The 23,151-nt window shown below is 69.2% G+C and carries 22 protein-coding genes; 12 read left to right on the top strand and 10 right to left on the bottom strand.

Annotated features, from left to right (window positions below):
* Window positions 1-134: 134 nt before the first annotated feature.
* The 3 genes from ROZ00_03545 to bioD are packed head-to-tail and all read left to right on the top strand — an operon-like array spanning window position 135 to window position 3,237.
* Window positions 135-1,451, top strand: a complete 1,317-nt coding sequence (locus ROZ00_03545; protein MDT3735283.1) for an adenosylmethionine--8-amino-7-oxononanoate transaminase — start codon at window positions 135-137, stop codon at window positions 1,449-1,451.
* Window positions 1,442-2,593: an 8-amino-7-oxononanoate synthase gene (gene bioF, locus ROZ00_03540; GenBank protein MDT3735282.1), complete on the top strand. Its 1,152-nt coding sequence runs from the start codon at window positions 1,442-1,444 to the stop codon at window positions 2,591-2,593. The genes ROZ00_03545 and bioF overlap by 10 nt, the downstream gene beginning before the upstream one ends.
* Window positions 2,590-3,237, top strand: a complete 648-nt coding sequence (bioD, locus tag ROZ00_03535; GenBank protein ID MDT3735281.1) for a dethiobiotin synthase — start codon at window positions 2,590-2,592, stop codon at window positions 3,235-3,237. Before bioF ends, bioD begins: the two co-directional genes overlap by 4 nt.
* Here the strand turns inward: bioD and ROZ00_03530 are convergent.
* The gene (locus ROZ00_03530) at window positions 3,234-3,623 is read right to left on the bottom strand and encodes a DUF302 domain-containing protein (protein ID MDT3735280.1); all 390 of its coding nucleotides are present in this window, start codon (window positions 3,621-3,623) and stop codon (window positions 3,234-3,236) included. The genes bioD and ROZ00_03530 overlap by 4 nt on opposite strands.
* A 78-nt stretch (window positions 3,624-3,701) precedes the next feature.
* Between ROZ00_03530 and ROZ00_03525 the strand changes: the two genes are divergently transcribed.
* A complete protein-coding gene (locus tag ROZ00_03525; protein ID MDT3735279.1) occupies window positions 3,702-4,808 on the top strand; it encodes an NAD(P)/FAD-dependent oxidoreductase in 1,107 nt (368 codons plus the stop codon).
* Window positions 4,808-5,239, top strand: coding sequence for a putative toxin-antitoxin system toxin component, PIN family (locus tag ROZ00_03520; GenBank protein ID MDT3735278.1), 432 nt, complete (start codon window positions 4,808-4,810; stop codon window positions 5,237-5,239). The genes ROZ00_03525 and ROZ00_03520 overlap by 1 nt, the downstream gene beginning before the upstream one ends.
* Here ROZ00_03520 and ROZ00_03515 read toward each other — a convergent pair.
* Window positions 5,236-5,670, bottom strand: coding sequence for a hypothetical protein (locus ROZ00_03515; GenBank protein MDT3735277.1), 435 nt, complete (start codon window positions 5,668-5,670; stop codon window positions 5,236-5,238). The two genes, ROZ00_03520 and ROZ00_03515, sit on opposite strands and share 4 nt — an antisense overlap.
* A 181-nt stretch (window positions 5,671-5,851) precedes the next feature.
* Between ROZ00_03515 and recQ the strand changes: the two genes are divergently transcribed.
* The 3 genes from recQ to ROZ00_03500 all read left to right on the top strand — a co-directional run bounded on the left by recQ (window position 5,852) and on the right by ROZ00_03500 (window position 10,359).
* Window positions 5,852-7,651, top strand: a complete 1,800-nt coding sequence (recQ, locus tag ROZ00_03510; protein MDT3735276.1) for a DNA helicase RecQ — start codon at window positions 5,852-5,854, stop codon at window positions 7,649-7,651.
* Between the two features lie 31 nt (window positions 7,652-7,682).
* Window positions 7,683-8,693, top strand: coding sequence for a hypothetical protein (locus tag ROZ00_03505; GenBank protein ID MDT3735275.1), 1,011 nt, complete (start codon window positions 7,683-7,685; stop codon window positions 8,691-8,693).
* Between the two features lie 250 nt (window positions 8,694-8,943).
* Window positions 8,944-10,359, top strand: a complete 1,416-nt coding sequence (locus tag ROZ00_03500) for a DEAD/DEAH box helicase (GenBank protein MDT3735274.1) — start codon at window positions 8,944-8,946, stop codon at window positions 10,357-10,359.
* Window positions 10,360-10,394: 35 nt separating this feature from the next.
* Here the strand turns inward: ROZ00_03500 and ROZ00_03495 are convergent, their stop codons facing one another.
* Together ROZ00_03495 and ROZ00_03490 are read right to left on the bottom strand one after the other, a co-directional pair.
* Window positions 10,395-10,610, bottom strand: a complete 216-nt coding sequence (locus tag ROZ00_03495; GenBank protein ID MDT3735273.1) for a hypothetical protein — start codon at window positions 10,608-10,610, stop codon at window positions 10,395-10,397.
* Window positions 10,611-10,634: 24 nt separating this feature from the next.
* Window positions 10,635-11,117 (bottom strand): MarR family transcriptional regulator, encoded by a 483-nt coding sequence (locus tag ROZ00_03490; GenBank protein MDT3735272.1) that lies wholly within the window; start codon window positions 11,115-11,117, stop codon window positions 10,635-10,637.
* Between the two features lie 123 nt (window positions 11,118-11,240).
* Here ROZ00_03490 and ROZ00_03485 point away from each other — a divergent pair, with 123 nt between their 5' ends.
* Window positions 11,241-12,413, top strand: a complete 1,173-nt coding sequence (locus tag ROZ00_03485) for a DUF2863 family protein (protein ID MDT3735271.1) — start codon at window positions 11,241-11,243, stop codon at window positions 12,411-12,413.
* Here the strand turns inward: ROZ00_03485 and ROZ00_03480 are convergent, their stop codons facing one another.
* The 5 genes from ROZ00_03480 to xsc are packed head-to-tail and all read right to left on the bottom strand — an operon-like array spanning window position 12,414 to window position 18,640.
* On the bottom strand, window positions 12,414-13,217 hold the full coding sequence (locus tag ROZ00_03480; protein MDT3735270.1) for an SDR family oxidoreductase: 804 nt from the start codon (window positions 13,215-13,217) through the stop codon (window positions 12,414-12,416).
* On the bottom strand, window positions 13,207-14,172 hold the full coding sequence (locus ROZ00_03475; GenBank protein MDT3735269.1) for an SDR family oxidoreductase: 966 nt from the start codon (window positions 14,170-14,172) through the stop codon (window positions 13,207-13,209). The genes ROZ00_03480 and ROZ00_03475 overlap by 11 nt, the downstream gene beginning before the upstream one ends.
* A complete protein-coding gene (locus tag ROZ00_03470) occupies window positions 14,169-15,077 on the bottom strand; it encodes a bile acid:sodium symporter family protein (GenBank protein MDT3735268.1) in 909 nt (302 codons plus the stop codon). Before ROZ00_03470 ends, ROZ00_03475 begins: the two co-directional genes overlap by 4 nt.
* A gap of 18 nt (window positions 15,078-15,095) precedes the next feature.
* A complete protein-coding gene (locus ROZ00_03465) occupies window positions 15,096-16,856 on the bottom strand; it encodes a thiamine pyrophosphate-binding protein (GenBank protein ID MDT3735267.1) in 1,761 nt (586 codons plus the stop codon).
* 11 nt (window positions 16,857-16,867) lie between these two features.
* Window positions 16,868-18,640, bottom strand: coding sequence for a sulfoacetaldehyde acetyltransferase (gene xsc / locus ROZ00_03460; GenBank protein MDT3735266.1), 1,773 nt, complete (start codon window positions 18,638-18,640; stop codon window positions 16,868-16,870).
* An 89-nt stretch (window positions 18,641-18,729) separates the two neighbouring features.
* Between xsc and ROZ00_03455 the strand changes: the two genes are divergently transcribed.
* From ROZ00_03455 to ROZ00_03445, 3 genes are all read left to right on the top strand, one after another.
* Window positions 18,730-19,500 (top strand): IclR family transcriptional regulator, encoded by a 771-nt coding sequence (locus ROZ00_03455; protein ID MDT3735265.1) that lies wholly within the window; start codon window positions 18,730-18,732, stop codon window positions 19,498-19,500.
* An 87-nt stretch (window positions 19,501-19,587) separates the two neighbouring features.
* On the top strand, window positions 19,588-20,358 hold the full coding sequence (locus tag ROZ00_03450) for an SDR family NAD(P)-dependent oxidoreductase (GenBank protein MDT3735264.1): 771 nt from the start codon (window positions 19,588-19,590) through the stop codon (window positions 20,356-20,358).
* Between the two features lie 197 nt (window positions 20,359-20,555).
* On the top strand, window positions 20,556-22,256 hold the full coding sequence (locus ROZ00_03445; protein MDT3735263.1) for a PAS domain-containing protein: 1,701 nt from the start codon (window positions 20,556-20,558) through the stop codon (window positions 22,254-22,256).
* Window positions 22,257-22,268: 12 nt separating this feature from the next.
* Here the strand turns inward: ROZ00_03445 and ROZ00_03440 are convergent, their stop codons facing one another.
* Window positions 22,269-23,150, bottom strand: a complete 882-nt coding sequence (locus ROZ00_03440; GenBank protein ID MDT3735262.1) for a hypothetical protein — start codon at window positions 23,148-23,150, stop codon at window positions 22,269-22,271.
* Between the last annotated feature and the right edge of the window lies 1 nt (window position 23,151).

Below are 23,151 nucleotides of genomic sequence, written 5' to 3'. Positions count from 1 at the left end.
CGAAGTTCGCGGCGGCGTCTCCCGGCGCCCCGCACAGCCCGCTAGTGTACCGGAGTCGGGCGGGGATTTTGTCGTCGCGATTACACCGTGCGCCGTGCCGTCGCGTAAAATCGCGATTCACGCCTGCCGCCCCCATGAACAACGACGACCTCCTCCGCCGCAGCCTCGACGCCGTCTGGCACCCGTGCACCCAGATGAAGCTGCACGAGACCCTGCCGCTCACGCCGATCCGCCGCGCGCAGGGACCCTGGCTGGAGGACATGGACGGCCACCGCTTCCTCGACGCCATCAGCTCCTGGTGGACGAACCTGTTCGGCCACGCCAACCCGCGCATCACGGCAGCGCTGCGCGAACAGCTCGACACGCTCGACCACGTCATGCTGGCCGGCTTCACCCACGAGCCGGTGGTGGCGCTCTCCGAGAAGCTCTCGGCGCTGACCGGCCACGAACTGGGCCATTGCTTCTACGCCTCCGACGGCGCCTCGGCCGTCGAGATTGCCCTGAAGATGAGCTTCCACTTCTGGCGCAACACGGGACAGCCCGGCAAGAACCGCTTCCTCAGCCTCGCCGGCAGCTACCACGGCGAGACGCTCGGCGCCCTGGCGGTGACCGACGTCGCCCTCTTCCGCGACGCCTACGCGCCGCTGCTGCGCGCCTGCGACACCGTGCCCAGTCCCGACGGGCGCCTCGCCGGCGAAGGACAGACGCCGCGCGACGCGGCGGTAGCGGCGGCCGTCGCGCTGGAAGCCTACCTCGCCGAGAACCACGCCGAAGTCGCAGCCCTCATCGTCGAGCCGCTGGTGCAGTGCGCCACCGGCATGGCCATGCACGACCCGGAATACCTGCGCCGTGCCCGCAACCTGTGCGATCACTACGGCGTGCACCTCATCGCCGACGAGATCGCCGTCGGCTGCGGCCGCAGCGGCAGCTTCTTTGCGCACGAGCAGGCGGAGATCGCGCCGGACTTCCTCTGCCTGTCGAAGGGCATCACCGGCGGCACCCTGCCGCTCTCGGTGGTGCTGACGACGGACGCCGTCTATGCCGCCTTCTGGGACGACAGCACGGCGCGCGGCTTCCTGCATTCGCACTCCTACACCGGCAACCCGCTCGCCTGCCGCGCCGCGCTGGCGACACTGTCCATCTTCGAGGAGGACGGGGTCATCGACGCCAACCGCCGCCTCGCCGCGCAGATCGACGCGGCGGCGGCGGCGCTCGCCGCCGATCCGCGCCTGCGCCACTTCCGCCACACCGGCATGATCTGGGCCTTCGACGCACAGACCGACGATCCCCTTTTCGCGCGGCGCTTCCACCAGGCAGCGATGGAACGCGGACTGCTGCTGCGCCCGCTCGGCAACACGGTGTACTTCATGCCGCCCTACATCCTCGGCAGCGAGGAGATCGACTTGCTGATTTCCGGAACGATTGGCGCACTCGACGCCGTATTGCCGTGACTGACTTTACGGACGAACTCGCCGCGCTCGACGCGCAGGCGCTGCGGCGTCGGCGGCGCGTCGTCGATTCGCCCTGCGCGCCCGAACTGGTCGTCGACGGCCGGCCGATGCTGGCCTTCTGCAGCAACGACTACCTCGGCCTGGCCGGCGACCCGGCGCTCGCCGCGGCGGCGCAGGAAGGCGCGCGCCGCTACGGCCTCGGTTCGGGCGCCTCGCCGTTGGTCTGCGGCCACCAGGCGCCGCACGCGGCCCTCGAGAAACGCCTCGCCGAATTCTGCGGCTTCGAGCGGGCGCTGCTGTTCTCCACCGGCTACCTCGCCAACCTCGGCACGCTGCCGGCCCTCGTCGGCCGCGGCGACGCGATCTTTTCCGACCGCCTCAACCACGCCTCGCTGATCGACGCCGCGCGATTGAGCCGCGCCGAACTGAACGTCTATCCGCACTGCGACCTCTCGGCGCTCGGCGCCGCGCTGGCCGCCTCGCGGGCGAAGCGCAAGCTGATCGTCACCGACGCGGTGTTCAGCATGGACGGCGATCTCGCCCCCCTGCCGGAGATTCTTGAACTGGCCGAGCGCCACCAGGCCTGGCTGCTGGTGGACGACGCCCACGGCTTCGGCCTGCTCGGCCCGCAGGGGCGCGGGTCGGCGGCGCATTTCAATCTCGCCTCGCCGCGCCTGCTCGTCATGGGCACGCTGGGCAAGGCGGCCGGCGGCGCCGGCGCCTTCGTCGCCGGAGCGGAAAACGCCGTCGAGTGGATCCTGCAGAAGGCGCGCACCTACATCTTCAGCACCGCCGAGCCGGCGCTCATCGCCCATGCCCTGCTGACGGCCATCGACCTCATCGAGGAGGGCGACGCGCGCCGCGCCAATCTCGCCGCCCGCATCGCCCAGCTGCGCGAGTCCTTCAAGCCGAAGCGCTGGACCCTGCTGCCCTCGGACACGGCGATCCAGCCGCTGGTGATCGGCGGCAATGCCGAGACCATGGACGTGGCCGCGAAACTCTGGGAGCGCGGCCTCTGGGTGCCGGGCATCCGCCCGCCCACCGTGCCGGCCGGTTCGGCGCGGCTGCGCATCACGCTCTCCGCCGCCCACACCGGGGCGCAGGTGGCGCGGCTGGTCGAGGCATTGATGGAACTGGAATGAGCCGCGCCTATTTCCTCACCGGCACCGACACCGGAGTCGGCAAGACGCTGATCGCCGCGGCGCTGCTGCGCGCCGCCGCCGCGCAGGGATTGCGCGCGCTGGGCATGAAGCCGGTGGCGGCCGGCGGCGCCGAGGACGTCGACGCCCTGGTCGCCGCAAGCAGCGTCGCCGCGCCGCGCGAGTGCGTCAATCCCTACCTGCTCGCCGAGCCGCTGTCGCCGCACCTGGCCGCGCGACGCGACGGCCTCACGATCGACCTCGAAGTCATCGCGCGCCGCTTCGGCGAGCTGCGGGGGCGGGCGGACTTTCTCGTCGTCGAGGGCGCCGGCGGCTTCCGCGTGCCCCTCAGCGACACGCAGGACGGCGCCGACCTCGCCGCGCGGCTCGGCCTGCCGGTGATCCTGGTGGTGGGCCTGCGGCTGGGCTGCCTCAACCACGCGCTGCTGACCGCGGAAGCCATCCGCGCGCGCGGCCTGCGCCTGGCCGGCTGGATCGCCAACCTGGTCGACCCGGCGATGGCCTGCGTCGAGGAGAACGTCGATACGCTGCGGACGCGGCTGGCCGCGCCGCTGCTGGGCTTCGTGCCGCACCAAGCGAAGCCCGATGCGGCGCGGGTGGCGGAACTGCTCAGGCTTCCCGATTAAAGCGCCGCCAGCACGCGGTCGAGGCGGCTGCGCACTTCGTTCGCCAGTTCGGCGATCTCCGGCTTGTCCACCATCTGCAGGATGGCGATGGGGTCCATGAACTCGACGTGGGTCTTGCCGGCGGCGTCATCGCGCACGACGACGTTGCAGGGCAGCAGCAGGCCGATCGAGGCCTCGGCGCCGATGGCGCGGTTGGCGAGGGCCGGGTTGCAGGCGCCGAGGATCCTGTAGGCCGGCATGTCGACGCCGATCTTCTTCTTCATCGTGGCGGCGACGTCGATCTCCGTCAGCACGCCGAAGCCTTCCTTGCCCAGCGCTTCGGTCACTTTCGCGATCGCCGCGTCGTAGCCGTAATCCACGGCCTTGCCGAATCCGTACTTGCTCATGGGGGTCTCCTGTAAGTCGGGTCGGCAGAAGTTACAATGCCGCTCCTGCAGAGTCAAAACGATTCCTTCGATACGACCATGACAGAGAAAATCGGCGCGGCAGTCATCGGCGCGGGGGTGGTCGGCCTCGCCTGCGCGCGGGCGCTGGCCCGGCGCGGCATCGAGACCGTCATCCTCGAGGCCAACACGGCGATCGGCATGGAGACCAGTTCGCGCAACAGCGAGGTCATCCACGCCGGCATCTACTACCCGGCAGGCTCGCTCAAGGCGCGCCTGTGCGTGGCCGGCAACCGCCAACTCTACGAATTCTGCGCCGCGCACCACGTCGCCCACCGCCGCTGCGGCAAGCTGATCGTCGCCACCGACGCCGGCCAAGAGGAAAAGCTGGCCGCCCTGCAAAGTCAGGCGCTGCAGAACGGCGTGACGGACCTGCAGCCGCTCGCCGCCGGCCGCCTCGCCGCCCTGGAGCCGCAACTCAGGGCCACGGCCGCCCTGCTCTCGCCCTCCACCGGCATCGTCGACAGCCACGGCCTGATGCTGGCCCTGCTCGGCGAGGCCGAGGCGCACGGCGCGGCGCTGGCCCTGAAGAGTCCGCTCACGCGCGGCGAGGCGCGCGGCGACGGCTTCCTGCTGGAGGTGGGCGGCGAGGACCCGATGCGGCTGGCGGCCGGCATCGTCATCAACTCGGCGGGCCTGCATGCGCCGCGGGTCGCCGCCTCGCTCGCCGGCCTCGATGCGCGCCACGTGCCGACGCCGCGCTACGCCCGTGGCAACTACTACGCGCTGGCCGGCCGCGCGCCTTTCACGCATCTCGTCTACCCCCTGCCCGAGCCGGGCGGCCTCGGAGTGCACCTGACGCTGGACCTCGGCGGCCAGGCGCGCTTCGGCCCCGACGTGGAATGGGTGAACGAAATCGACTACACGGTCGATCCGCGCCGCGCCGATGCCTTCTACGCCGAGGTGCGCAAGTACTGGCCGGCCCTGCCGGACGGCGCCCTGCAGCCGGCCTACGCCGGCATCCGGCCGAAGCTCGGCGGGCCGGAGGCGCCGGCGGCGGACTTCGTCATCCAGTCGGAAGCGACGCACGGCGTGCCGGGCCTCGTGAATCTCTTCGGCATCGAATCGCCGGGACTGACTTCGTGCCTGGCGCTGGCCGAGCACGTCTGCGGAGAGCTGGGGCTCTGATGTTGCGCCTGGTGCTCGACACCAACGTCGTGCTCGACCTGCTGCATTTCGACGACCCGGCCGTGGCGCCGATCCGCCGCGCCCTGCTGGCGGGCAAGGCGGCCTGCGTCGGCAACGCCGCCTGCCGCGACGAGCTGGCTCACGTGCTGAGCTACCCTCAGTTCAAAATCTCCGAGCATGAAGCCCGCCGCATCCTCGACGAATACATTGCGCTGGCGCCGGACGGCGAGGCCGACAACGCAGCCCTGCCGCAGCTGCCGCCCTGCCGCGACCCCGACGACCAGAAGTTCCTCGAGCTGGCCCAGGCGGCAAAGGCCGACCTCCTCGTCACCAAGGACAAGGCGCTGCTGGCATTGGCGAAGAAGTCGGGGCGTTTCGGATTTCGCATCGCCGCCCCGGCCGGGGCGGCGATCATTCTGGAGGGGAATTAGACGGGCATCTTGTCGAGCAGGACGGACGTCGCCGGCAGCCACTTGTCGCCGACCAGCACGTCGATCTTCTCGAAGGGAATGGCCAGGTTCGGGCTCAGCCGGTTGGTCGGACTCACGGCGTCGTCGACGCCGAAATAGACCACGCCGGAAGACTGGTTGCGCTCGTCCACGATGCGCGTCACTTCCGCGAAAAGCGCATTGCGCGCCGGAATGCGCAGGATCACCGTATCGGCGCCATTCGGTTGCGGCACCCGGGTCTGGCACTCGAGTCGATACACGGCACGGCTCGCCGGCAATTGCTTGCGCACCGTTTCCAGCATTTTCTGGGGATAATCGTGGGGCGGCCCGAACTGCCGCTCCAGCCGCAATACCGGCTCCTTCGACTTCAGCAAACGCGAGAGCGTCTCAGCCCGGTAAACGTAACCTGCCATGCTTGCAACCCTCTGTTGGCCGTCCGCCGTTGCGCCGCGCCTTGCCCTTGCGGGTCTCGGCACGGCGTCATTTATTTGAGTTGGACTTTAACATTCATCACAGAATCAACCCAGGCACTTATTCACATTTGGGCACAAAAAGTCCGCCCATGAGGGGAATGCGTTCCGTTTTTCCGCACTTATGACGTCCGCTCTCGACATTCTCAACGAAACCTTCGGCTACCCCGCCTTCCGCGGCCAGCAGGCGGAGATCATCGAACGGGTCGCCGCCGGCGGCGACGCCCTGGTGCTGATGCCCACCGGCGGCGGCAAGTCGCTCTGCTACCAGATCCCGGCCCTGCTGCGGCCGGGCACGGCCATCGTCGTCTCGCCGCTGATCGCGTTGATGCAGGACCAGGTGGCGGCCTTGCGGGAAGCCGGCGTGCGCGCCGCCTGCATCCATTCCGGGCAGGACGCCATCGAGTCGGATAGCGCCGAACGCGACTTCGCCAGCGGCCAGCTCGATCTGGTATACGTCTCGCCGGAGCGGCTGCTGTCGCCCTATTTCACCTACCTGCTCAGCCAGGCCGAGCGCCACGGCCTCGCCCTTTTCGCCATCGACGAGGCGCATTGCGTCTCGCAGTGGGGCCACGACTTCCGCCCCGAGTACCTCAAGCTCGGCTTCCTGCACGAGCGCTGGCCGGACGTGCCGCGCATCGCGCTGACGGCCACCGCCGACGAGACGACGCGCAAGGAGATCGTCGCCAACCTGCAGCTCGGCGATGCGCGCATCTTCATCGCCAGCTTCGACCGGCCCAACATCCGCTACCAGATCGTCGAAAAGGCCAACGCCCGCGCCCAGCTGCTGGCCTTCCTGCGCGCCGAGCACGCCGGCGAGGCCGGCATCGTCTATTGCCTCTCCAGGCGCAAGGTCGAAGAGACCGCCGCCTTCCTCTGCGAAGAGGGCATCCGCGCCCTGCCCTACCACGCCGGCATGGATTCGCCCGACCGCGAGCGCAACCAGACGGCCTTCCTGCGCGAGGACGGCGTGACGATGGTGGCGACCATCGCCTTCGGCATGGGCATCGACAAGCCCGACGTGCGCTTCGTCGCCCACCTCGACCTGCCGAAGAGCATTGAAGGCTACTACCAGGAAACCGGACGCGCCGGGCGCGACGGCCTGCCCGCCGACGCCTGGATGGCCTACGGCCTCGCCGACGTCGTGCAGCAGCGGCGCATGATCCTGGAGTCGCCGGCCGACGAGCGCCACAAGCGCGTCGCCAGCGCCAAGCTCGACGCCCTGCTCGGCCTGTGCGAGACCACCGCCTGCCGCCGCCAGCGGCTGCTCGCCTATTTCGGCGAGGACAGCGGGCCCTGCGGCAACTGCGACACCTGCCTCGATCCGCCGCAGACCTGGGACGGCACCGAGGCGGTGAGGAAGGCCTTGTCCTGCGTCTACCGCACCGGCCAGCGCTTCGGCGCCGGCCACGTCATCGACGTGCTGATGGGGCGCGACGACGAGCGCGTGCGCCAGTGGGGGCACGACAGGCTGTCGACCTACGGCATCGGCGCCGACATTCCCGAGAAGGAATGGCGCGGCATCTTCCGCCAGATGGTGGCGCTCGGCCTGCTCGCCGTCGACCACGCCCATGGTTCGCTGGTCCTCACTGCCGCCAGCCGACCGGTGCTGAAGGGCGGGCAGGAAGTGCCGCTGCGCCGCGCGCCGGAGAAGAAGAAGGCCGCGACGACGAAGAGCCGCAGGATCGACGCCGATCTGTCCGCCGAGGAACATGCGCTGTGGGAACGCCTGCGCGCCTGGCGCGCCGCGACGGCAAAGGAACACGGCGTGCCCGCCTACGTCATCCTGCACGACGCCACGCTGCTGGAGCTCCTGCGCCAGCGGCCGCGCTCCCTCGACGCGATGCGCCACGTCAGCGGCATCGGCGCGCGCAAGCTGGAGAATTTCGGGGAGGCGCTGCTCGAACTGCTGGCGGCGGCGTAGACTGCCGCGAAACGGGAGGGGAGCCGGACCGATGAGCGACAGACTGCAGCAGCGCCGCGACGCCTGGAACGCCTCGCGCTTCCGGCCGGGGGAAACCGGCGGCCTCTACGAAAGCTACTTCCTGCGCGCCAACCATCCGGACAAGCCGCTCGCCTTCTGGATCCGCTACACCGTGTTCTGCCCGCAGGGCCGCCCGCAGGAGGCGCAGGGCGAACTGTGGGCGATCTGGTTCGACGGAGAGTCAAACAAGGTCACCGCCGTCAAGGAGTCGCTGCCCATCGCCGACTGCCGCTTCGCGCCGGACCGGCTCGAGGTGCGCATCGGCGACGCGACGCTGGGGGAAGGAAACCTCGAAGGCCGCGCCGCCTCGGCCGACCACGCCGTATCGTGGCGGCTGACTTTTGCCGGCGGCGATGCACCGCTCCTGCTGCTGCCCGAAGCGATGTACCCCGGCGGCTTTCCCAAGGCCAAGGCGCTGGTGGCGCGACCGAATGCCGCCTTCACCGGCGCGCTGGAAGTGGACGGCCGCGAGATCGCCCTCTCCGGCTGGCGCGGCAGCCAGAACCACAACTGGGGCAGCCGCCACACCGACCGCTATGTCTGGGGCCAGGTCGCCGGCTTCGACAACGCGCCGGAGGCCTTCCTCGAATGCGCGACGGCGCAGGTGCGCATCGGGCCGCTGTGGACGCCGAAGCTGACGCTGCTCGTGCTGCGCGACGGCGAGGAGGAGATTGCCCTGAACGGTCTCTGGCAGGCGGCGCGGGCGCACGGCGACTATGATTTCTTCCGCTGGACGCTGGACTCGCGCGGGCCGCAGGCGCGCCTGCACGGCCGCATCGAGGCGCCTGCCTCCGCCTTCGTCGGGCTTAATTACCTCAACCCGCCGGGCGGGGCGAAGACCTGCCTCAACACCAAGCTCGCGTCGGCGGCATTCACCCTGGAGCGCCCGGGACGCCCTGCAAAGAGCTTCGTCACGCGCTCGCGCGCCGCCTTCGAGATCCTCACCGACCGCAAGGACCACGGCGTAGGCATAGCGGCATAAGAAAAAACGCTGGCGCAACGTCCGCGGGTCTGTATAATGCGTCTTGTGCAATGCAGCAATCGGTGCGCCTCTAGCCTGTAGTTCCTGTGCAGGCTCATGTTCCCAAAGACTGTATTCCACAGACAGTCTCCGTCCTCGATCTCTCCCGCCCTTCCCTTCCGAACGGCATGAGTTGTTGCCGGTGATATCGCGTCGCCGGGTTTGCGTTCCCGGATTGCGACGCCCATTCATACTTCGAAAGGAAAGAGCCATGGCTTTTGCCCAGCTCGGTTTGAACCCGCTTGTCGTCAAGGCCGTCGAGGCCAGCGGCTACACTGAACCCACCGCCGTGCAGATGCAGGCGATCCCCGCCGCGCTGGAAGGCACGGACCTGCTCGTCTCCTCGCAGACCGGCAGCGGCAAGACGGCGGCCTTCATGCTGCCCTGCCTGCACCGCCTCGACCAGCCCTCGGCCCTGCCCGGCCGCGGCCCGCGCATCCTGGTGCTGACGCCGACGCGCGAGCTGGCGCAGCAGGTGACCAAGGCCGCCGACACCTACGGCAAGTTCCTCAAGCGCCTGCGCGTCGTCGCCGTCGTCGGCGGCGCCCCCTTCCACGTCCAGGCCAAGCTGCTGTCGCAGCCGGTCGACGTCGTCGTCGCCACGCCGGGCCGCCTGATCGACCACATCGAGCGCGGCCGCATCGACTTCTCGCGCCTGGAGACGCTGATCCTCGACGAGGCCGACCGCATGCTCGACATGGGCTTCATCGACGACATCGAGGCGATCATCGCGCGCACGCCGGCCACCCGCCAGACGCTGCTCTTCTCGGCCACGCTGGAAGGCGTCGTCGGCCGCCTCGCCCAGCGCGTGACGAAGAACGCCCGCCGCATCGAGATCGAGACCGCGCCGGAACTCAAGGCGAAGATCGAGCAGCGCATCCATTTCGCCGACGACTTCTCGCACAAGTCGCGCCTGCTCGACCACCTGCTGCGCGACGTCGATCTCTCGCAGGCGGTGGTGTTCACCTCGACCAAGAAGTCCGCCGACGACCTCGCCGTGCAGCTGCGCGGCGAGGGCTTCGCCGCCGAGGCGCTGCACGGCGACATGAGCCAGCGCGACCGCAACCGCACCCTGCAGGCCCTGCGCCAGGGCCGCACCCGCGTGCTGGTGGCCACCGACGTCGCCGCGCGCGGCATCGACGTGCCGGGCATCAGCCACGTCATCAACTTCGACCTGCCGCGCCAGGCCGAGGACTATGTGCACCGCATCGGCCGCACCGGCCGCGCCGGCCGCGAGGGCATCGCCATCAGCCTCGCCGCGCATTTCGAGAAGCGGCAGATCCGCGACATCGAACGCTACACCGCGCAATCCATCCGCGTCGGCGTCATCCCCGGCCTCGAGCCGAAGTCGCGCCCGGCGCGACCCGAGGGCTTCGCCGACAAACGCCGTCCCTCCGCGCCGCGCCCCGCGGGCGGCTATGGCAAGGGCAATGGCGGCGGCTACGGCGCCAAGAGCGGCTTCGGCGATCGCAAGGCGGGGTTCGGCGACCGGAAAGCCGCCTACGGCGAAAAACAGTCTGCCTTCGGTGAAAAATCGGGCTACGGCCACCGCGAGGGCGGGCGGCCGGGCAACGACAAGCGCAGCGCGCCGTCGGGCGCCAAGCGCCGCGCCTACGGCGGCTACTGACCTGCATGCCCGCCCCCGGACGGGGGCGGGCGCGGTTACCAGTGGCCGCGCTGGCGGCCCAGGCGCAGCAATCCCGCCGAGATCACGCCGAGCAGGACGACGCCGAGCGCATGCCTGACGGCGATCGGCCCGAAGCCGAACACGTCAGGAATCGACCAGTTCCAGGCCATCCGCAGCAGCAGGGCGACGCCGAGCAGCAGCGCCAGTCCCGTCAGCAGCACGCCGAGCATATTTCCGTATCGCCGCATCATCCACCCCCTCTCTCTGTTGCAAGCTCACACACGCGAACCGGCGCGCGCTTCCTGCCGGTTCAGCCCCGACTCCATCGCATTCAGGGTTTTCAGGGTCACCTTCAGGTCTGACCCCGGAATCCGCTTTGCCAGCTCGGCCAGCAGCCGCGCCTCGCGCCGGCGCGCCGCCTCGTTGGCCTTCAGGCCCGCCGCGCTCAGGCGCACCAGCGGCGAGCGCAGGTGGTCCGGGTTGTCGAGGCACTCGGCCAGACCGGCCTCCAACAGGCCGTTCACGACCACCTGGATGTGCTGGCGGCTGACCCCCTGCTCCCTTGCCACCTGCGGCACCGTGCGCGGGCCGCGCTCGTGCAGGAGCTCCATCACCGCCCGCATGCTGGCAGTGATGCCGAGCTCGGCGTCGGCGCGTCCGGCCGTCCCGGCGAGGACGTGAAACAGCCGCCGCACGGCCAGGATCGCCTGGCGCAGCGGCTGGCCGCCGGCCTCCGCCACGGGAGATTTTTCCCTCATGCCGGCCATTTGACATGTATGTTGTCATGTTGTCAAGTTTGTTGTCGTTTTTGCCCGCCTGGCCCCGCTCGCCCTCCGGCGGCATAGCGGGTAGAATTCGCCTCCCGAAAGCAAGGAACCGCCATGAAAAGAAGCCGCTTCGCCCGCCGGGGCGCCCTCAACCGCGACGCCGAGCAGATCGCCCGGCTGGCCACGGGCCTGGCCGCCTCGGCCAGCCGCGTCGAGGACGCGTATTGGGAAAGCCGCCTCGACTCGGCGGTCGACAAGCTGCTGCGCACCGGCAACGAGGACACCCTCAACCTGGCCCTCGACCACCTGTTCGGCGCCAACGGCCGCGCCTACGATGCGCTGGCCGACCTGATCGAGTCGCGCGCCGAGGGCGGCGTGCTCGGCACGGGCGGCAACGAGTTCGACGTGGCGATGTTCGCCGCCCCGCTGCTGGCCTGGTCGCGGTTCATCATCCCCTCCGGCCCCCTGCCCGCCGGCACGCTCGCCGCGGCGCGCACCCAGCTGCAGGCGCACGTGCTGGCGGCCGGCACCAAGCTCGCCCTGGCAGACTTCCTCTACAGCCCGGACCAGCTGCCGCGCGGCTTCGTCGAGACGTACCGGCTGGCCAACCAGCTTGCCAAGGCGGCGGCCGACAACAAGGACGCGCGCATCGACCCGCGCCAGCTGCCGGAGACGACGCGCTTCATCTCCGACACGCGCTATCTGATCGGCGCCGTCGTCGCGCCGCGCGGCCAGGCGCTGTTCCGCTGGCAGGAAGAAGACGCCTCGCGAGAGCAGGCGGCGACGCAATGGAGCGCCCAGGGCGGCAGTTCGCTGCAGCCGCTGTTTACCGGCTGCGCACTCGAACCGCTGCTGCCGGACGTCTATCACGCCGCCTGCCGCAACGCCGACCAGGGCCTGCGCACCTACTCGCTGCGCGCGGCGGCGGCCTTCCTGCAGACGGTGCTCAACGTCAAACCGCAGTCACTGCGCGCGGTGGTGGCGCCTTTCCATGAAGAAAGGCTGGAGGAGTACCGCATCGGCTTCACCCTCGCCGATTCGAGCGAAGTGGTGCACGGCGTGGTGTGGCCCCTGCTCGGGGCCGAGGACGAGTCGACCGACTGCGTCGGCCAGATCGAGGCGGTGCTGGAGGACGTCGGCGTCGGCAACGTGGTCGTGCTCGACCAGCGCTTCCCCGTGGAATTCTGCGACGATTGCGGCATGCCGATGTACCCGACGCCGGAGGGCGAGACTTCCCACGCCGAATTGCCCGAGGACCTGCCGCAGGCGCCGGCGCACCTGCACTGATTATTTGCCGGCCATCTCCCGGCCGAGCTTCCTGACCATCTGCCGCTCGTAGACCCGCGGCGCCAGCCGCGACACCCACCACGACAGCCGCGAGACGCGGTCGGGCAGCAGCAGGCGCCGCTCGGCCTGCGCCGCACGGAAGATCTTCTCCGCCATGGCTTTGGGCGTCGCGCGGCGGCCGACGACGGACTGGGCGTGGCGCACCGGCCCGCCATCGCCGGCCAGCGCGTTCTTCTCGATGCCGGTGCTGATGAAGGACGGACAGACCAGCAGCACCTTCACGCCGTGCGGCTCGACCTCCGTGCGCAGGCTGTCGAAGAAGCCGTGCAGCGCGTGCTTGCTCGCCGCGTAGCCGGTGCGCGCGACCAGCGGGGCGAAGCCGGCCACGCTGGAGATGGCGACCACCAGGCCGCGCCGCGCCACCAGGTCCTCCAGCGCGGCATGCGTGCAGTGCAGCGCGCCGAAAAAATTGACTTCCATGACTCGGCGGATCACCGCCGGTTCGGTGTGCGCGAAGGCGCTGCGGTGGGTGATGCCGGCGTTGTTCACCAGCACGTCGACGCCGCCGAAGGCGCGCCGCGCCTCGGCCATCGCCCGCAGGCAATCCTCCCCGCTCGACACGTCGCAGGCGATGCGGACAACCTCGGTGCCTTCCGGAAAAGTCAGTCCCTCCAGCACGGCGGCATCGCGGTCGAGCGCGACGATGCGCGCGCCGGCGGCGGCGAAGCGCAGGCAGAGCGCGCGGCCCAGCCCGCCGGCGGCGCCGGTGACCGCCACCGTCCGCCCGGCAAAGTCACGCGCCATGGCGGTGCGACTTGAGATAGAGATCGAACACCTGCGCCGAGCTGAGCCGCGGCACGTAGCCGAACTCGTTCTTCAGCCGCGTGTTGTCGAGCACCGGCCGGTAGCGCAGGAAATCCAGCTGCTCGGGGCCGTACTGCGTCAGGCCGAGCGCCTTCAGCACGCGGAGGGCCAGCCGCAGCAGGCCGGGCGGCAGCACCAGGCAGCGCTTGCCCAGCCTCGCGGCGATCTCGCGGAGGGTCAGCACGCCGTCGCCGGCGACGTTGTAGATGCCCGTCCTGTCCGTTTCGATGGCCTGCAGCAGGCAGCCGACGACGTCCTGGTCCCAGATGAAGACGAAAGGACTGTCCGAGCCGCGGATGGCAAGCAGGCGCGGCTTCTCGAAAAGATCGGTGATCTGGTTCCTCACCGTCTCGCCGAGAATGGTGCCGATGCGGAACACCACCTGCTTGAGTTCTGGATGCTCCACGCGCCAGCGCGCCAGCATCTCTTCCACCAGGCGCTTGTGCCAGGAATAGGCGAAGGCCCGGTTGCCGCGCAGCGGGCAGTCCTCGGTCAGCCAGGCCGGGTTGTCGGCGTGGTAGCCGTAGGCGGCGCCGCTCGAGCTGACGACGATCTTTTTCACGCCGGTGGTGGTGCAGGCGATGAGCACGTTCTCCGTGCCCTCGACATCCACCGAATACTCGAATGCGCGGTTGCTGTCCCTGCCCGGCGTGACGATCGAGGCGAGATGCACGACGACATCCACCTTGCACTGGTCGAACAGCTCCATCAGCGCCGGCGAGCGCACGTCGGCCTGCACGTAATCGATGCCGGGCAGGCGCCGCTCCGGCGGCACCGCGCGCACGTCCGCCGCCACCACGCGGCTGACTGTTATCCGACCGGCCGCCAGTGCGGCGACGAGCTGCGAGCCGAGGTAGCCGCCGGCGCCGGTGACGAGGACGCTCGGTCCGCTCATGCGGCCGGACCGGGGTCGCGCCGCGACCAGAGCGTCGCCACGGTGAGGCCCGAGATGATGTGCCAGATGCCCCACCAGGCGGTGACGATGGCCATGCCGCCGAGGCCGTCGAAGAAATTGAAGATGAGGATCAGGCCGAGGGCGGAGTTCTGGATGCCGACCTCGATGGAGACGGCGCGGCGGTCGCGCTCGGGCAGGCCGGCCGCCTTCGCGGCAATGTAGCCGGTGGACAGGGCCAGGGCGTTGTGCAGGAACACCGCGAACACCACGAAGCCGACGAAATCCAGGAAATAGCGCCAATTCGCCGCCAGCGCGCCGATGACGAAGAGGCCGAAGACGGCAAGCGAGAAGATCTTCACCGGCTTGTGCGCCTTCTCGACGAATCCCGGGTAGCGGTGTCCGGTCCACATGCCCGCGGCCATCGGCAGACCGAGCAGCAGGAACACCGCCAGCAGCATGTCCAGGGGATCGAGCGCGACGATCCTGAGGATGGCATTCGTCTCCGGGTTCAGGCCGCCCCACAGCGACAGGTTGAGGGGCGTCATGACGATCGCCACCGCCGTCGAGATCGCCGTCATGGTGATCGACAGGGCGGTGTTGCCCCGGGCGTAGTGGGCAAGGAAGTTGGAGATGTTGCCGCCGGGGCAGGCGGCCACCAGCATCATCCCCAGCGCGATGCTGGGCGCGGGCCGGATCGCCAGCACCAGCAGGAAGGTGAAGGCCGGCAGCAGGATGAACTGGCCGGCCAGGCCGATCAGCACCGGCTTGGGCGTGACCAGCACGGCCTTGAAGTCGGACACCTTGAGGTCGAGCGCCACGCCGAACATCACCAAGCCGATGATGAAGTTCAATACCCACAGCGATTGTGGATTGAAGTTCAGCCGGACCAGATCCATTTCATTCATGATGCGGCCTCCCGTCCGTCAGCCCTTCGGCTCCTCGTGCATCTTCTTGAAGTGGATCAGTCCCGGCGCCCACATGTGCTTGACCGGATCGACGTCGACATGCACCACCGCGCACTTGCCCGACTGGAGCGCCCGCTGCAGCGCCGGCTTGAGTTCCTTCGGGTCGGAAACGCGCTCGCCATGGGCGCCCATCGCCTGGCCGAGCTTGTCGAATTCGATCTCGCCGAGGTCGGCCTTGATGGTCTCGTCCGGATCGAGGTGCTTGAAGAGCATGGTCTTGAACGGCCGCAGCATGAACTGCTGGTTCATCTTGACCATGCCCCACTGCTTGTCGCACAGCACGATGTAGATCACCTGCGCCTTGTTGCGCACCGCCGTCTCGACTTCCTGCGCATGGAAGCCCATGGCGCCGTCGCCGATGATACAGCACACCGGCTTGCCCGGCCGCGCCAGCGCCGCCGCCACCGCCTGCGAGGTGCCGGCGCCGAGCATGCCGAACTTGAAGGTCGAGATCACCGTGTTCGGCACCGTCACGTGATGGTAGAACATGGCCCAGATGGTGGCGTTGCCGCCGTCGGCCACCAGTACCGAATCCGCCGGGAACACTTCGCGGCAGGCGGCGCCGATGTGCGCCGGGTGCATCGGCACCGCCATGTCGGCGAGCGCCTTGTCCCAGCCGGCGCGCTCTTCCTGCATGATTTTGCCGTAGCCGGCGACGCGGGCGCGGCGGCCGTCGAGCCGCATCTCGCCCTGGCGCCGCTCCAGCTCGTCGCCGAGCAGTTCGAGGAAGCGCTTCGCGTCGGCGAGGATGGCGAGGTCGGCCGGCTTGTTCAGGCCCAGCATGTCGCCGTCGATGTCCACCTGGATGGTTTTCTGTTCCGACGGATGGCGCCAGTAGGGCGGCTTGCCCCACCAGTCGGTCTCGCCCACGCGCGTGCCGATGACCAGCGCCACGTCGGCCTCGTTGCGCACGGTGTGGTTGAGCTTGACGTGCGGCATGGTGATGGCCAGCGGCGAGGTCTCATCCACCAGGCCGCGCGCCGCCCAGCTGGTCGTCACCGGCGCATGCAGCAGCTCCGCCACGCGGCGCAGCGCGTCATAGGCGCCGGCGTGGATGATGCCGCTGCCGGCATGGATCATCGGCGCTTCGGCGGCGATCAGCATCTGCGCCGCGCGCGCCACCTGCTCGGCCGTCGGCGTCACGGGGTCCATGTGGCGGTACTGGTGCGGCGCCCAAAAGGCAAACGCGGCCACGTCGGCCTTCACCTTGCCGTTCATGATGGTTTCCGGCACGTCGACATGCACCACGCCGGGCCGCCCTTCGTAGCTCTTGCGCAGCGCCTTCCGCACCAGCTCCGGCACGCGGTCGAACGACGACACGGCCGAACTCCACTTGGCGATCCTGCCGATGACGCCGCTCTGGTCGAAGCACTGGTAGGCGCCGCCGCGGTCCGGATACATGATGCTCGGCCGGCGCGCGCTGGTGATCGCCAGCACGCGGTTGCCGTCGGCCTGCTCGACCACCAGCCCGGGCAGGAGATTGGCCACGCCCGGCCCGTTGCTGGCCATGCACACGCCGAGCCTGCCCGTCAGGCGCGCGTAGGTGCCCGCCATGTGCGCGGCGCAGGTCTCGTGGCGCGGCGTGACGATCTCGATGCCGAGCCGGTGCAGCGCCGAATAGAAGCCGAAATAGGTGCCGTCGATGATGCCGAACACCTTCTCGACGCCTTCCTTCTGCAACATGCGGGCGATCACCTCGCCGCCGCTGATTTCCGCCATTTTTTATCTCCTCACATGCAGTTCTTGTACTTGTCGAGCAACCGCACCGGCTTTCTCAGCGCATCGCGGCGGAACGGGTCGCCCAGTTCGCGCGTCACCATCATCTCCAGCACGGTGGTCTTGCCGTCCTTCTGCGCCGCGCAGGCCGCGGCGAGCGCCGGCCCGGCGTCGGAAAGCTTCTCGACGACGACGCCCTCCGCTCCCATGGCGCGCGCGATTGAAGCGAAGCTCGGGTTCTCCAGGTTGGAGCCGACGAAGCGATTGCCGTAGAAGTCCACCTGGTTCTTCTTCTCGGCGCCCCATTGCCGGTTGTGGAACACCACCGCCGTGACCGGAATCTTCTCGCGCACGCAGGTGAGCAGCTCGCCGAAGCTCATGCCCCAGGCGCCGTCGCCGACATAGGCCACGGCCGGACGCTCCGGCGCGGCGAGCTTGGCGCCGATGATCGCCGGGAAGGCATAGCCGCAATTGCCAAAGCTCATCGCGGCGAACAAGCTTCTGGGTTTGTCGAAGCGCAGGTAGCTGTTCGCCACCGAGCAGATGTTGCCGATGTCGGTGGACACCATGGCGTCGGCGGGCATCGCTTTTTCGAGTTCGCGCAGCATCTGGCGCGGATGCATGGCCGGGCTGTCCTTCGCCACGTCCAGGCTCCACGGGTCGCGCTCCTGCGGCCAGGCGTCGAGCTCGGCCTCCCATTCGGCTTTTTCTTTCGCGATCCCGGCCTGGCGCTGCGCCCGATTCGCATCGCACGCCAGTTCGCGCGACTGCAGCCGCGCGAACAATGCCCCGGCGGCGGCCTTGGCGTCGGCGCACAGGCCGACGGAGATCTTCTTCACCAGGCCGAGCATCTTCGCGTCGGCGTCGACCTGGATGATCTTCGCGCCCTTCGGCCAGTAGTCGAGTCCGTGCTGCGGCAGCGTGCCGAAGGGGCCGAGGCGCGTGCCCAGCGCCAGCACCACGTCGGCGCGGGCGATCAGCTTCATGCCGGCCTTCGAACCCTGGTAGCCGAGCGGTCCGCACCACAAGGGATGCGCCGCCGGGAAGGCGTCGTTGTGCAGGTAGCTCGTCACCACCGGCGCGCCGAGCAGTTCGGCGAGTTTCACGCAGGCCTCCACGCCGTCGGCCATCACCACGCCGCCGCCGGAAACGATTACCGGAAATTTCGCGCCGGCGAGCAGCGCCGCCGCCTCGTCGAGGCTCTGTTCGCCGCCGGCGCCGCGCTCGATGCGGACCGGCGCGGCGATGTCGTAGTCGGCCTCGCCGTAGAAATGGTCGCGCGGGATGTTGAGCTGCGTCGGCCCCATCTCCAGCATGGCGCGGTCGAAACAGCGCGCGGCCAGCTCGGCCATGCGCTGCGGGCCGCTGACGTGGGCCTGGAATTTCGTGATCTTCGAGAAGAGCGGCAGCTGGTCGGTTTCCTGGAAGCCGCCCAGGCCCATCGTCGTGCTGCCGGTCTCCGGCGTGATCACCACCAACGGGCTGTGCGCCCAGTAGGCGGCGGCCACCGCCGTGACGAAGTTGGTGACGCCCGGCCCGTTCTGCGCGATGCAGACGCCGTGGCGCCCCGAGACGCGCGCGTAGCCGTCGGCCATGTGCGCCGCACCCTGCTCGTGCACCGTCGGAATGAAGCGGATGCCAGCCGCCGGAAAGAGGTCCAGCGCGTCCATGTAGGCCGAGCCGACGATGCCGAAGACATCGCGCACGCCCTGTGCCACCAACGTTTCCACCAGCGCCTCGCTCGGCGTCATGCGCCGGGCTGAAGAACCGATCTGGCTGCCTGCCATACCCCCTCCTTGGTCTTGTTGTTCGAGAATCATTGCACAACGCCATTTTTATGGCAATAATGAGACTTTGCGTTTCATTAAATAAAAATATGTCCGATATTGACGACCCGCAGCACGCCTCGGCCACCTTGCGCGCCATCGCCATCCTGGAAGCCATCGCCGGTGCCGACGGGCCGCTCGGGCTGGTCGAACTCATGCAGTCGACCGGGCTGCCGAAGCCGACCGTGCACCGCATCGTCAGCCTGCTGGAAGACGCCGCGCTGCTGGTGCGCGAGGCCGAAGGCAAGCGCTATGCGCCCGGCCCGCGCCTCGCCTCGCTGGCGCTATCCGCGCTCACCCATACCGCCTGGCGCGCACCGCGCCACGCCATCCTCAAGGCGCTGGTCGACGAGATCGGCGAGACCTGCAACTTGACGCTGCTCGACGGCACCGAGGTGGTCTATCTCGACCGCGTCGAGGCGGCCTGGCCGCTGCGCCTGCATTTCCAGACCGGCTCGCGCGTGCCGGCGCACTGCAGCGCCAGCGGCAAGCTGCTGCTGGCGCTGCTGCCGGCGCGCGAGCGGCGCCGCATCCTCGACACCCTGCCCTACTCGTTTCACACCGCCAACACCATCACCCGGCGACGCGACCTGGAAGAGGCGCTGAAGAAGATCCGCCGCGAGCGCCTGAGCACCGACAACGAGGAATACCTCGACGGCACGGTGTGCGTCGCCGTGCCGGTGGAAAGCCAGTCACGCCGGGTGCCGGCGGCGCTGGCCGTACATGCGCCGATCACGCGCATGACGCTCGACCAGGCCCTGCAGTGCGTGCCGGCACTGCGGCGGGCGGCGGCCCGGCTGGCCGACTCCTTTCCGGAATAGCGCAAGACCATTCCTTGCGTCCGATCAAGCCCGGCGCCTTTTCCGCGGGCATAGAATAGGCGCGGGATTGACAACAAAAGGGACGATATGGGACGCGTACAGGACAAGGTGGCGCTCGTCACCGGGGCCGCGCAGGGCATCGGCCGCGCCACGGCGCTGCTGCTGGCGCGCGAGGGCGCCGCGGTGGCGGTGGCCGACGTGAACGCGAAGGACGCCGAGGCCGTTGCCGAGCAGATCCGCGCCGGCGGCGGCAGGGCCCGCGCGTGGGCGCTCGATGTATCGAAGGAAGCCGAGGTCGCCGCCGTGATCGCCGAAGTCGGCAAGGAATTCGGCCGCATCGACATCCTGGTGAACAACGCCGGCATCTCCGGCGCCAACGGCACCGCCGAGGAAATCACCGAGGCCGACTGGGATCTGGTGATGAACACCAACGCCAAGGGCACTTTCTTCTGCACCAAGCACGCCGTGCCCCTGATGCGCCGCGCCGGCGGCGGCAGCATCGTCAACCTCTCCTCGGTCTACGGCATCGTCGGCTCGCACAACGTCGCCGCCTACCACGCCTCGAAGGGGGCCATCCGCATCATGAGCAAGACCGACGCGCTGGCCTTCGCCGAGGATCGCATCCGCGTCAACTCCGTGCATCCCGGCTTCATCTGGACGCCCATGCTGGAGGCCGGCGCCCAGGTGCCCGGCGTCGCGCCGGAAGCGGTGCATGCCGCCATGGCCAAGCTGCACCCGCTCGGCACGCTGGGCGAACCGGACGACGTCGCCCACGGCATCCTCTATCTCGCCTCCGACGAGGCCAAGTTCGTCACCGGCAGCGAACTGGTGATCGATGGCGGCTACACGGCGCGCTAGCGAAACCCGGTCCAATCCCCCTGCGTCCGCTTGATCGCATTGGCATGTTGCTGGTAAATTGATTGGCCAGTCAGCAATAACAATAAACAAGCCCTCCGCAGAAGGGGGTCGGAAAGGCCGGGACCCCGCCTAGTTGTTCCAATTCGGCAGTCATCCGGGTATCCCGGGACCATGCGTTGCGGGAAGGGGGAGGATTCATGTCGGACGGCGATGGGAATGCGATCGATCCGGCGCAGGCGGCCGTCTGGAAGGCCCTCGAGCGCCGCGATGCGATCCTGCAGGCGGTGAGCTATGCTGCCGAGCGCTTCCTCGGCAGCGAGCCGCTCGAAGCCGTGCTCACGGACGTGCTCGAACGCCTCGGCAAGGCGGCGGAGACGAGCGGCGCCACCGTGCTCGAGTTCGTCGACGATGCCGAACAGGGCGCCCGCCTGGTGCCGCGCTACTCGTGGACCGCCGCCGGCGTCGAGTCGGTCTTCGAGTACGCTGGAGAGGGATTCGCCTACGCCGGCTCGGATTTCGAACATTTGTACATGCGCCTCGAATCGGGCAGGCCGGTCGTGGCGCACAGCGAAGACATTCCCCCCGGCCTGCGATCCCAACTGCCGGGCGAGATCCGCGCCCTGGCCGTTCTGCCGATCTTCGCCGAGAGGCAGCTCGTCGGCGCCATCGCCGTGTCCCAGCGCGGGCGGCAGCGCGACTGGGCCGAGTCCGAACTCGGCGCGCTGAAGACGGCGGCAACCGTGATCGGCGCCGCCCTCGAGCGCAACCGGACGCGGCGCGCGGTGCGCAAGCGCGACGAGTTGCTGCGACTGATCGTCGACAACGCGCCCCTCATGGTCGCCTACTTCGACAGGGACATGCGCTGCCGCTTCGCCAACCGGCGCTATGCGGACTTCTTCGGCTACCAAAGCCGCAACGTCGTCGGCAAGACCCTCGAGGAAATCATCGGCCCCGATGCCTTTCGCCACGCCCAAGCCTATTGGCAGCACGCCTATGCTGGCGAACAGGCCGTCTTCGAGCGCCCCCACGCCGGCCCGGACGGATCGATCCAGCACCTGGAGGTCCGCGCCGTGCCCCACCATACCGAATCCGGCGAGGTGCTCGGCTGCTATGCGATCCTGACCGACATCACGGAACGGCGGCGAAGCGAGGCCGCCCTGCGGCAGGCGCACGACCATCTGGAGGAAAAGGTGCGCGAACGCACCGCGGAGCTGGCCGTGCTGAACCGGGAACTCGAGGCATACAGCTATTCGGTTTCCCACGACCTGCGCGCGCCGCTGCGCGCCATCGACGGTTTCTCGCACCTGCTGGCGGAAAGGCTGGCAGACCGGCTCGATGCGGAATCCTCGGAATATCTCGGCAGGGTGCGCACCGCCGTCCAGCGCATGTCCGGCCTGATCGACGATCTCCTGGAACTGGGACGCGTCTCGCGCAAGGAAATCGAGCGGCAGGAAGTCAATCTCTCGCAGTGTGCCCGGGAAATCATCGAGGATCTGGCCGCCCGGCACGACGCACGCCGGGTCGAATGCGCGATCGAGGAGGGCATCCGCGCCTTGGGCGATCCTCAGCTGCTGCGCACGGCGCTGCAGAACCTGCTCGAGAACGCCTGGAAGTACACCTCGAAAACGGCCGCTGCACGCATCGAATTCTCCGCCACGCGCACCCCGGCCGGCAGGCTGACCTATCGGGTCAGCGACAATGGGGCCGGGTTCGACATGAGCTATGCGGAGAAGCTGTTCCAGCCCTTCCAGCGCCTGCACAATCCGCGCGAATTCGAAGGCAGCGGCATCGGCCTCGCCACCGTCGCCCGCATCGTTCGCCGACATGGCGGCGACATCGGCGCCGACGGCGAGGTGGACCGCGGCGCGACATTCTGGTTCTCCCTGCCGGCCGGATGAACCGGCCGGTCGTTACGGCCTGCCGCTGCGCAGCCGTTCCCTTGCCGCCAGCTCGGCCCGGTCGCCGCTGCCGTTGAGCAGCCGCTGCAGCACCGGCTCGCTGGCGCGGGAATGGCCGGCGACGAGCAGGCGGATCTGCGCCGAACCGTCCGAGGCCAGAACGTCCAGCGCGGTCGGCGGCGCATTGCGGTTGCGCGCCACCGCCAGGCGCACGCTTTCCACCCGGTCGAAGGCGAGGCGGCTGAGCGCCTCGTCGCTCTGCCGCAACGATTCCGCCGCCGCTTCGCGCACGGCCGGATGCCGGTCTCCGGCCATCCTTTCCAGCAGTTCCTGCGGCAGGTCGCCGCGACGGGCCAGGGCGGCCCGCACTTCCGGCACGGGGTCGCGCAGCAGCAGCGCAAAGCCTTCCGCGTTGAGCGCGCCGCGCTCGGCGGCGGCGCGGCGCGCGACGGCATCGGCCGCCTTCAGATCGCCCGCCGATCGCAGCGGGGTGCACGCCACGCCCGGCGGACAGCTGCCTTCGCGTGCGGCCGGCGAATCGGCCTGCTCCTGCAGGATGCGCTGCACGCCGCTGCTCTCGGCGTAATGCAGCAGCCCGGCCGCCAGGAAAGTCAGTCCCACCACTACGGCGTGCGCATTCGTGCCGAGGCCCAGCATCCGGCCCAGGCTCGCCCGCAGCAGCCAGAAGGCCAGTTGCGCCGCGGTAAAGGCGGCGATGAAATAGATCGGCAGCACGGCCAGCAGGCGCCCGCCGATGTCGCCGCCTGCGACGCCGAGCACGAGGACGACGTTGGCCAGGCCGATCGTGGCGGCGACGGCCAGCGAGGCGACGATGCTGGCCGCGAGGGGCCAGGCGTCGCGCTTGCTGTCCTGAGAGGATGGCGGGGAGGTCATG

This window comes from Denitratisoma sp. (assembly GCA_032027165.1).
GTDB lineage: Bacteria > Pseudomonadota > Gammaproteobacteria > Burkholderiales > Rhodocyclaceae > Desulfobacillus.
The sequence above is the reverse complement of the archived record's forward strand: the minus strand, read 5'-3'. Positions and strand labels throughout refer to the sequence as shown.

Coding starts and splice junctions, on each gene's coding strand:
- ROZ00_03495 (MDT3735273.1), bottom strand. CDS start 10,610: ATGATGCGGCGATACGGAAATATGCTCGGCGTGCTGCTGACGGGACTG.
- recQ (MDT3735276.1), top strand. CDS start 5,852: ATGACGTCCGCTCTCGACATTCTCAACGAAACCTTCGGCTACCCCGCC.
- ROZ00_03505 (MDT3735275.1), top strand. CDS start 7,683: ATGAGCGACAGACTGCAGCAGCGCCGCGACGCCTGGAACGCCTCGCGC.
- ROZ00_03450 (MDT3735264.1), top strand. CDS start 19,588: ATGGGACGCGTACAGGACAAGGTGGCGCTCGTCACCGGGGCCGCGCAG.
- ROZ00_03480 (MDT3735270.1), bottom strand. CDS start 13,217: ATGGCGCGTGACTTTGCCGGGCGGACGGTGGCGGTCACCGGCGCCGCC.
- xsc (MDT3735266.1), bottom strand. CDS start 18,640: ATGGCAGGCAGCCAGATCGGTTCTTCAGCCCGGCGCATGACGCCGAGC.
- ROZ00_03520 (MDT3735278.1), top strand. CDS start 4,808: ATGTTGCGCCTGGTGCTCGACACCAACGTCGTGCTCGACCTGCTGCAT.
- ROZ00_03470 (MDT3735268.1), bottom strand. CDS start 15,077: ATGAATGAAATGGATCTGGTCCGGCTGAACTTCAATCCACAATCGCTG.
- ROZ00_03485 (MDT3735271.1), top strand. CDS start 11,241: ATGAAAAGAAGCCGCTTCGCCCGCCGGGGCGCCCTCAACCGCGACGCC.
- ROZ00_03515 (MDT3735277.1), bottom strand. CDS start 5,670: ATGGCAGGTTACGTTTACCGGGCTGAGACGCTCTCGCGTTTGCTGAAG.
- ROZ00_03475 (MDT3735269.1), bottom strand. CDS start 14,172: ATGAGCGGACCGAGCGTCCTCGTCACCGGCGCCGGCGGCTACCTCGGC.
- ROZ00_03465 (MDT3735267.1), bottom strand. CDS start 16,856: ATGGCGGAAATCAGCGGCGGCGAGGTGATCGCCCGCATGTTGCAGAAG.
- ROZ00_03440 (MDT3735262.1), bottom strand. CDS start 23,150: ATGACCTCCCCGCCATCCTCTCAGGACAGCAAGCGCGACGCCTGGCCC.
- ROZ00_03545 (MDT3735283.1), top strand. CDS start 135: ATGAACAACGACGACCTCCTCCGCCGCAGCCTCGACGCCGTCTGGCAC.
- ROZ00_03525 (MDT3735279.1), top strand. CDS start 3,702: ATGACAGAGAAAATCGGCGCGGCAGTCATCGGCGCGGGGGTGGTCGGC.
- ROZ00_03445 (MDT3735263.1), top strand. CDS start 20,556: ATGTCGGACGGCGATGGGAATGCGATCGATCCGGCGCAGGCGGCCGTC.
- ROZ00_03500 (MDT3735274.1), top strand. CDS start 8,944: ATGGCTTTTGCCCAGCTCGGTTTGAACCCGCTTGTCGTCAAGGCCGTC.
- ROZ00_03530 (MDT3735280.1), bottom strand. CDS start 3,623: ATGAGCAAGTACGGATTCGGCAAGGCCGTGGATTACGGCTACGACGCG.
- ROZ00_03455 (MDT3735265.1), top strand. CDS start 18,730: ATGTCCGATATTGACGACCCGCAGCACGCCTCGGCCACCTTGCGCGCC.
- bioD (MDT3735281.1), top strand. CDS start 2,590: ATGAGCCGCGCCTATTTCCTCACCGGCACCGACACCGGAGTCGGCAAG.
- ROZ00_03490 (MDT3735272.1), bottom strand. CDS start 11,117: ATGAGGGAAAAATCTCCCGTGGCGGAGGCCGGCGGCCAGCCGCTGCGC.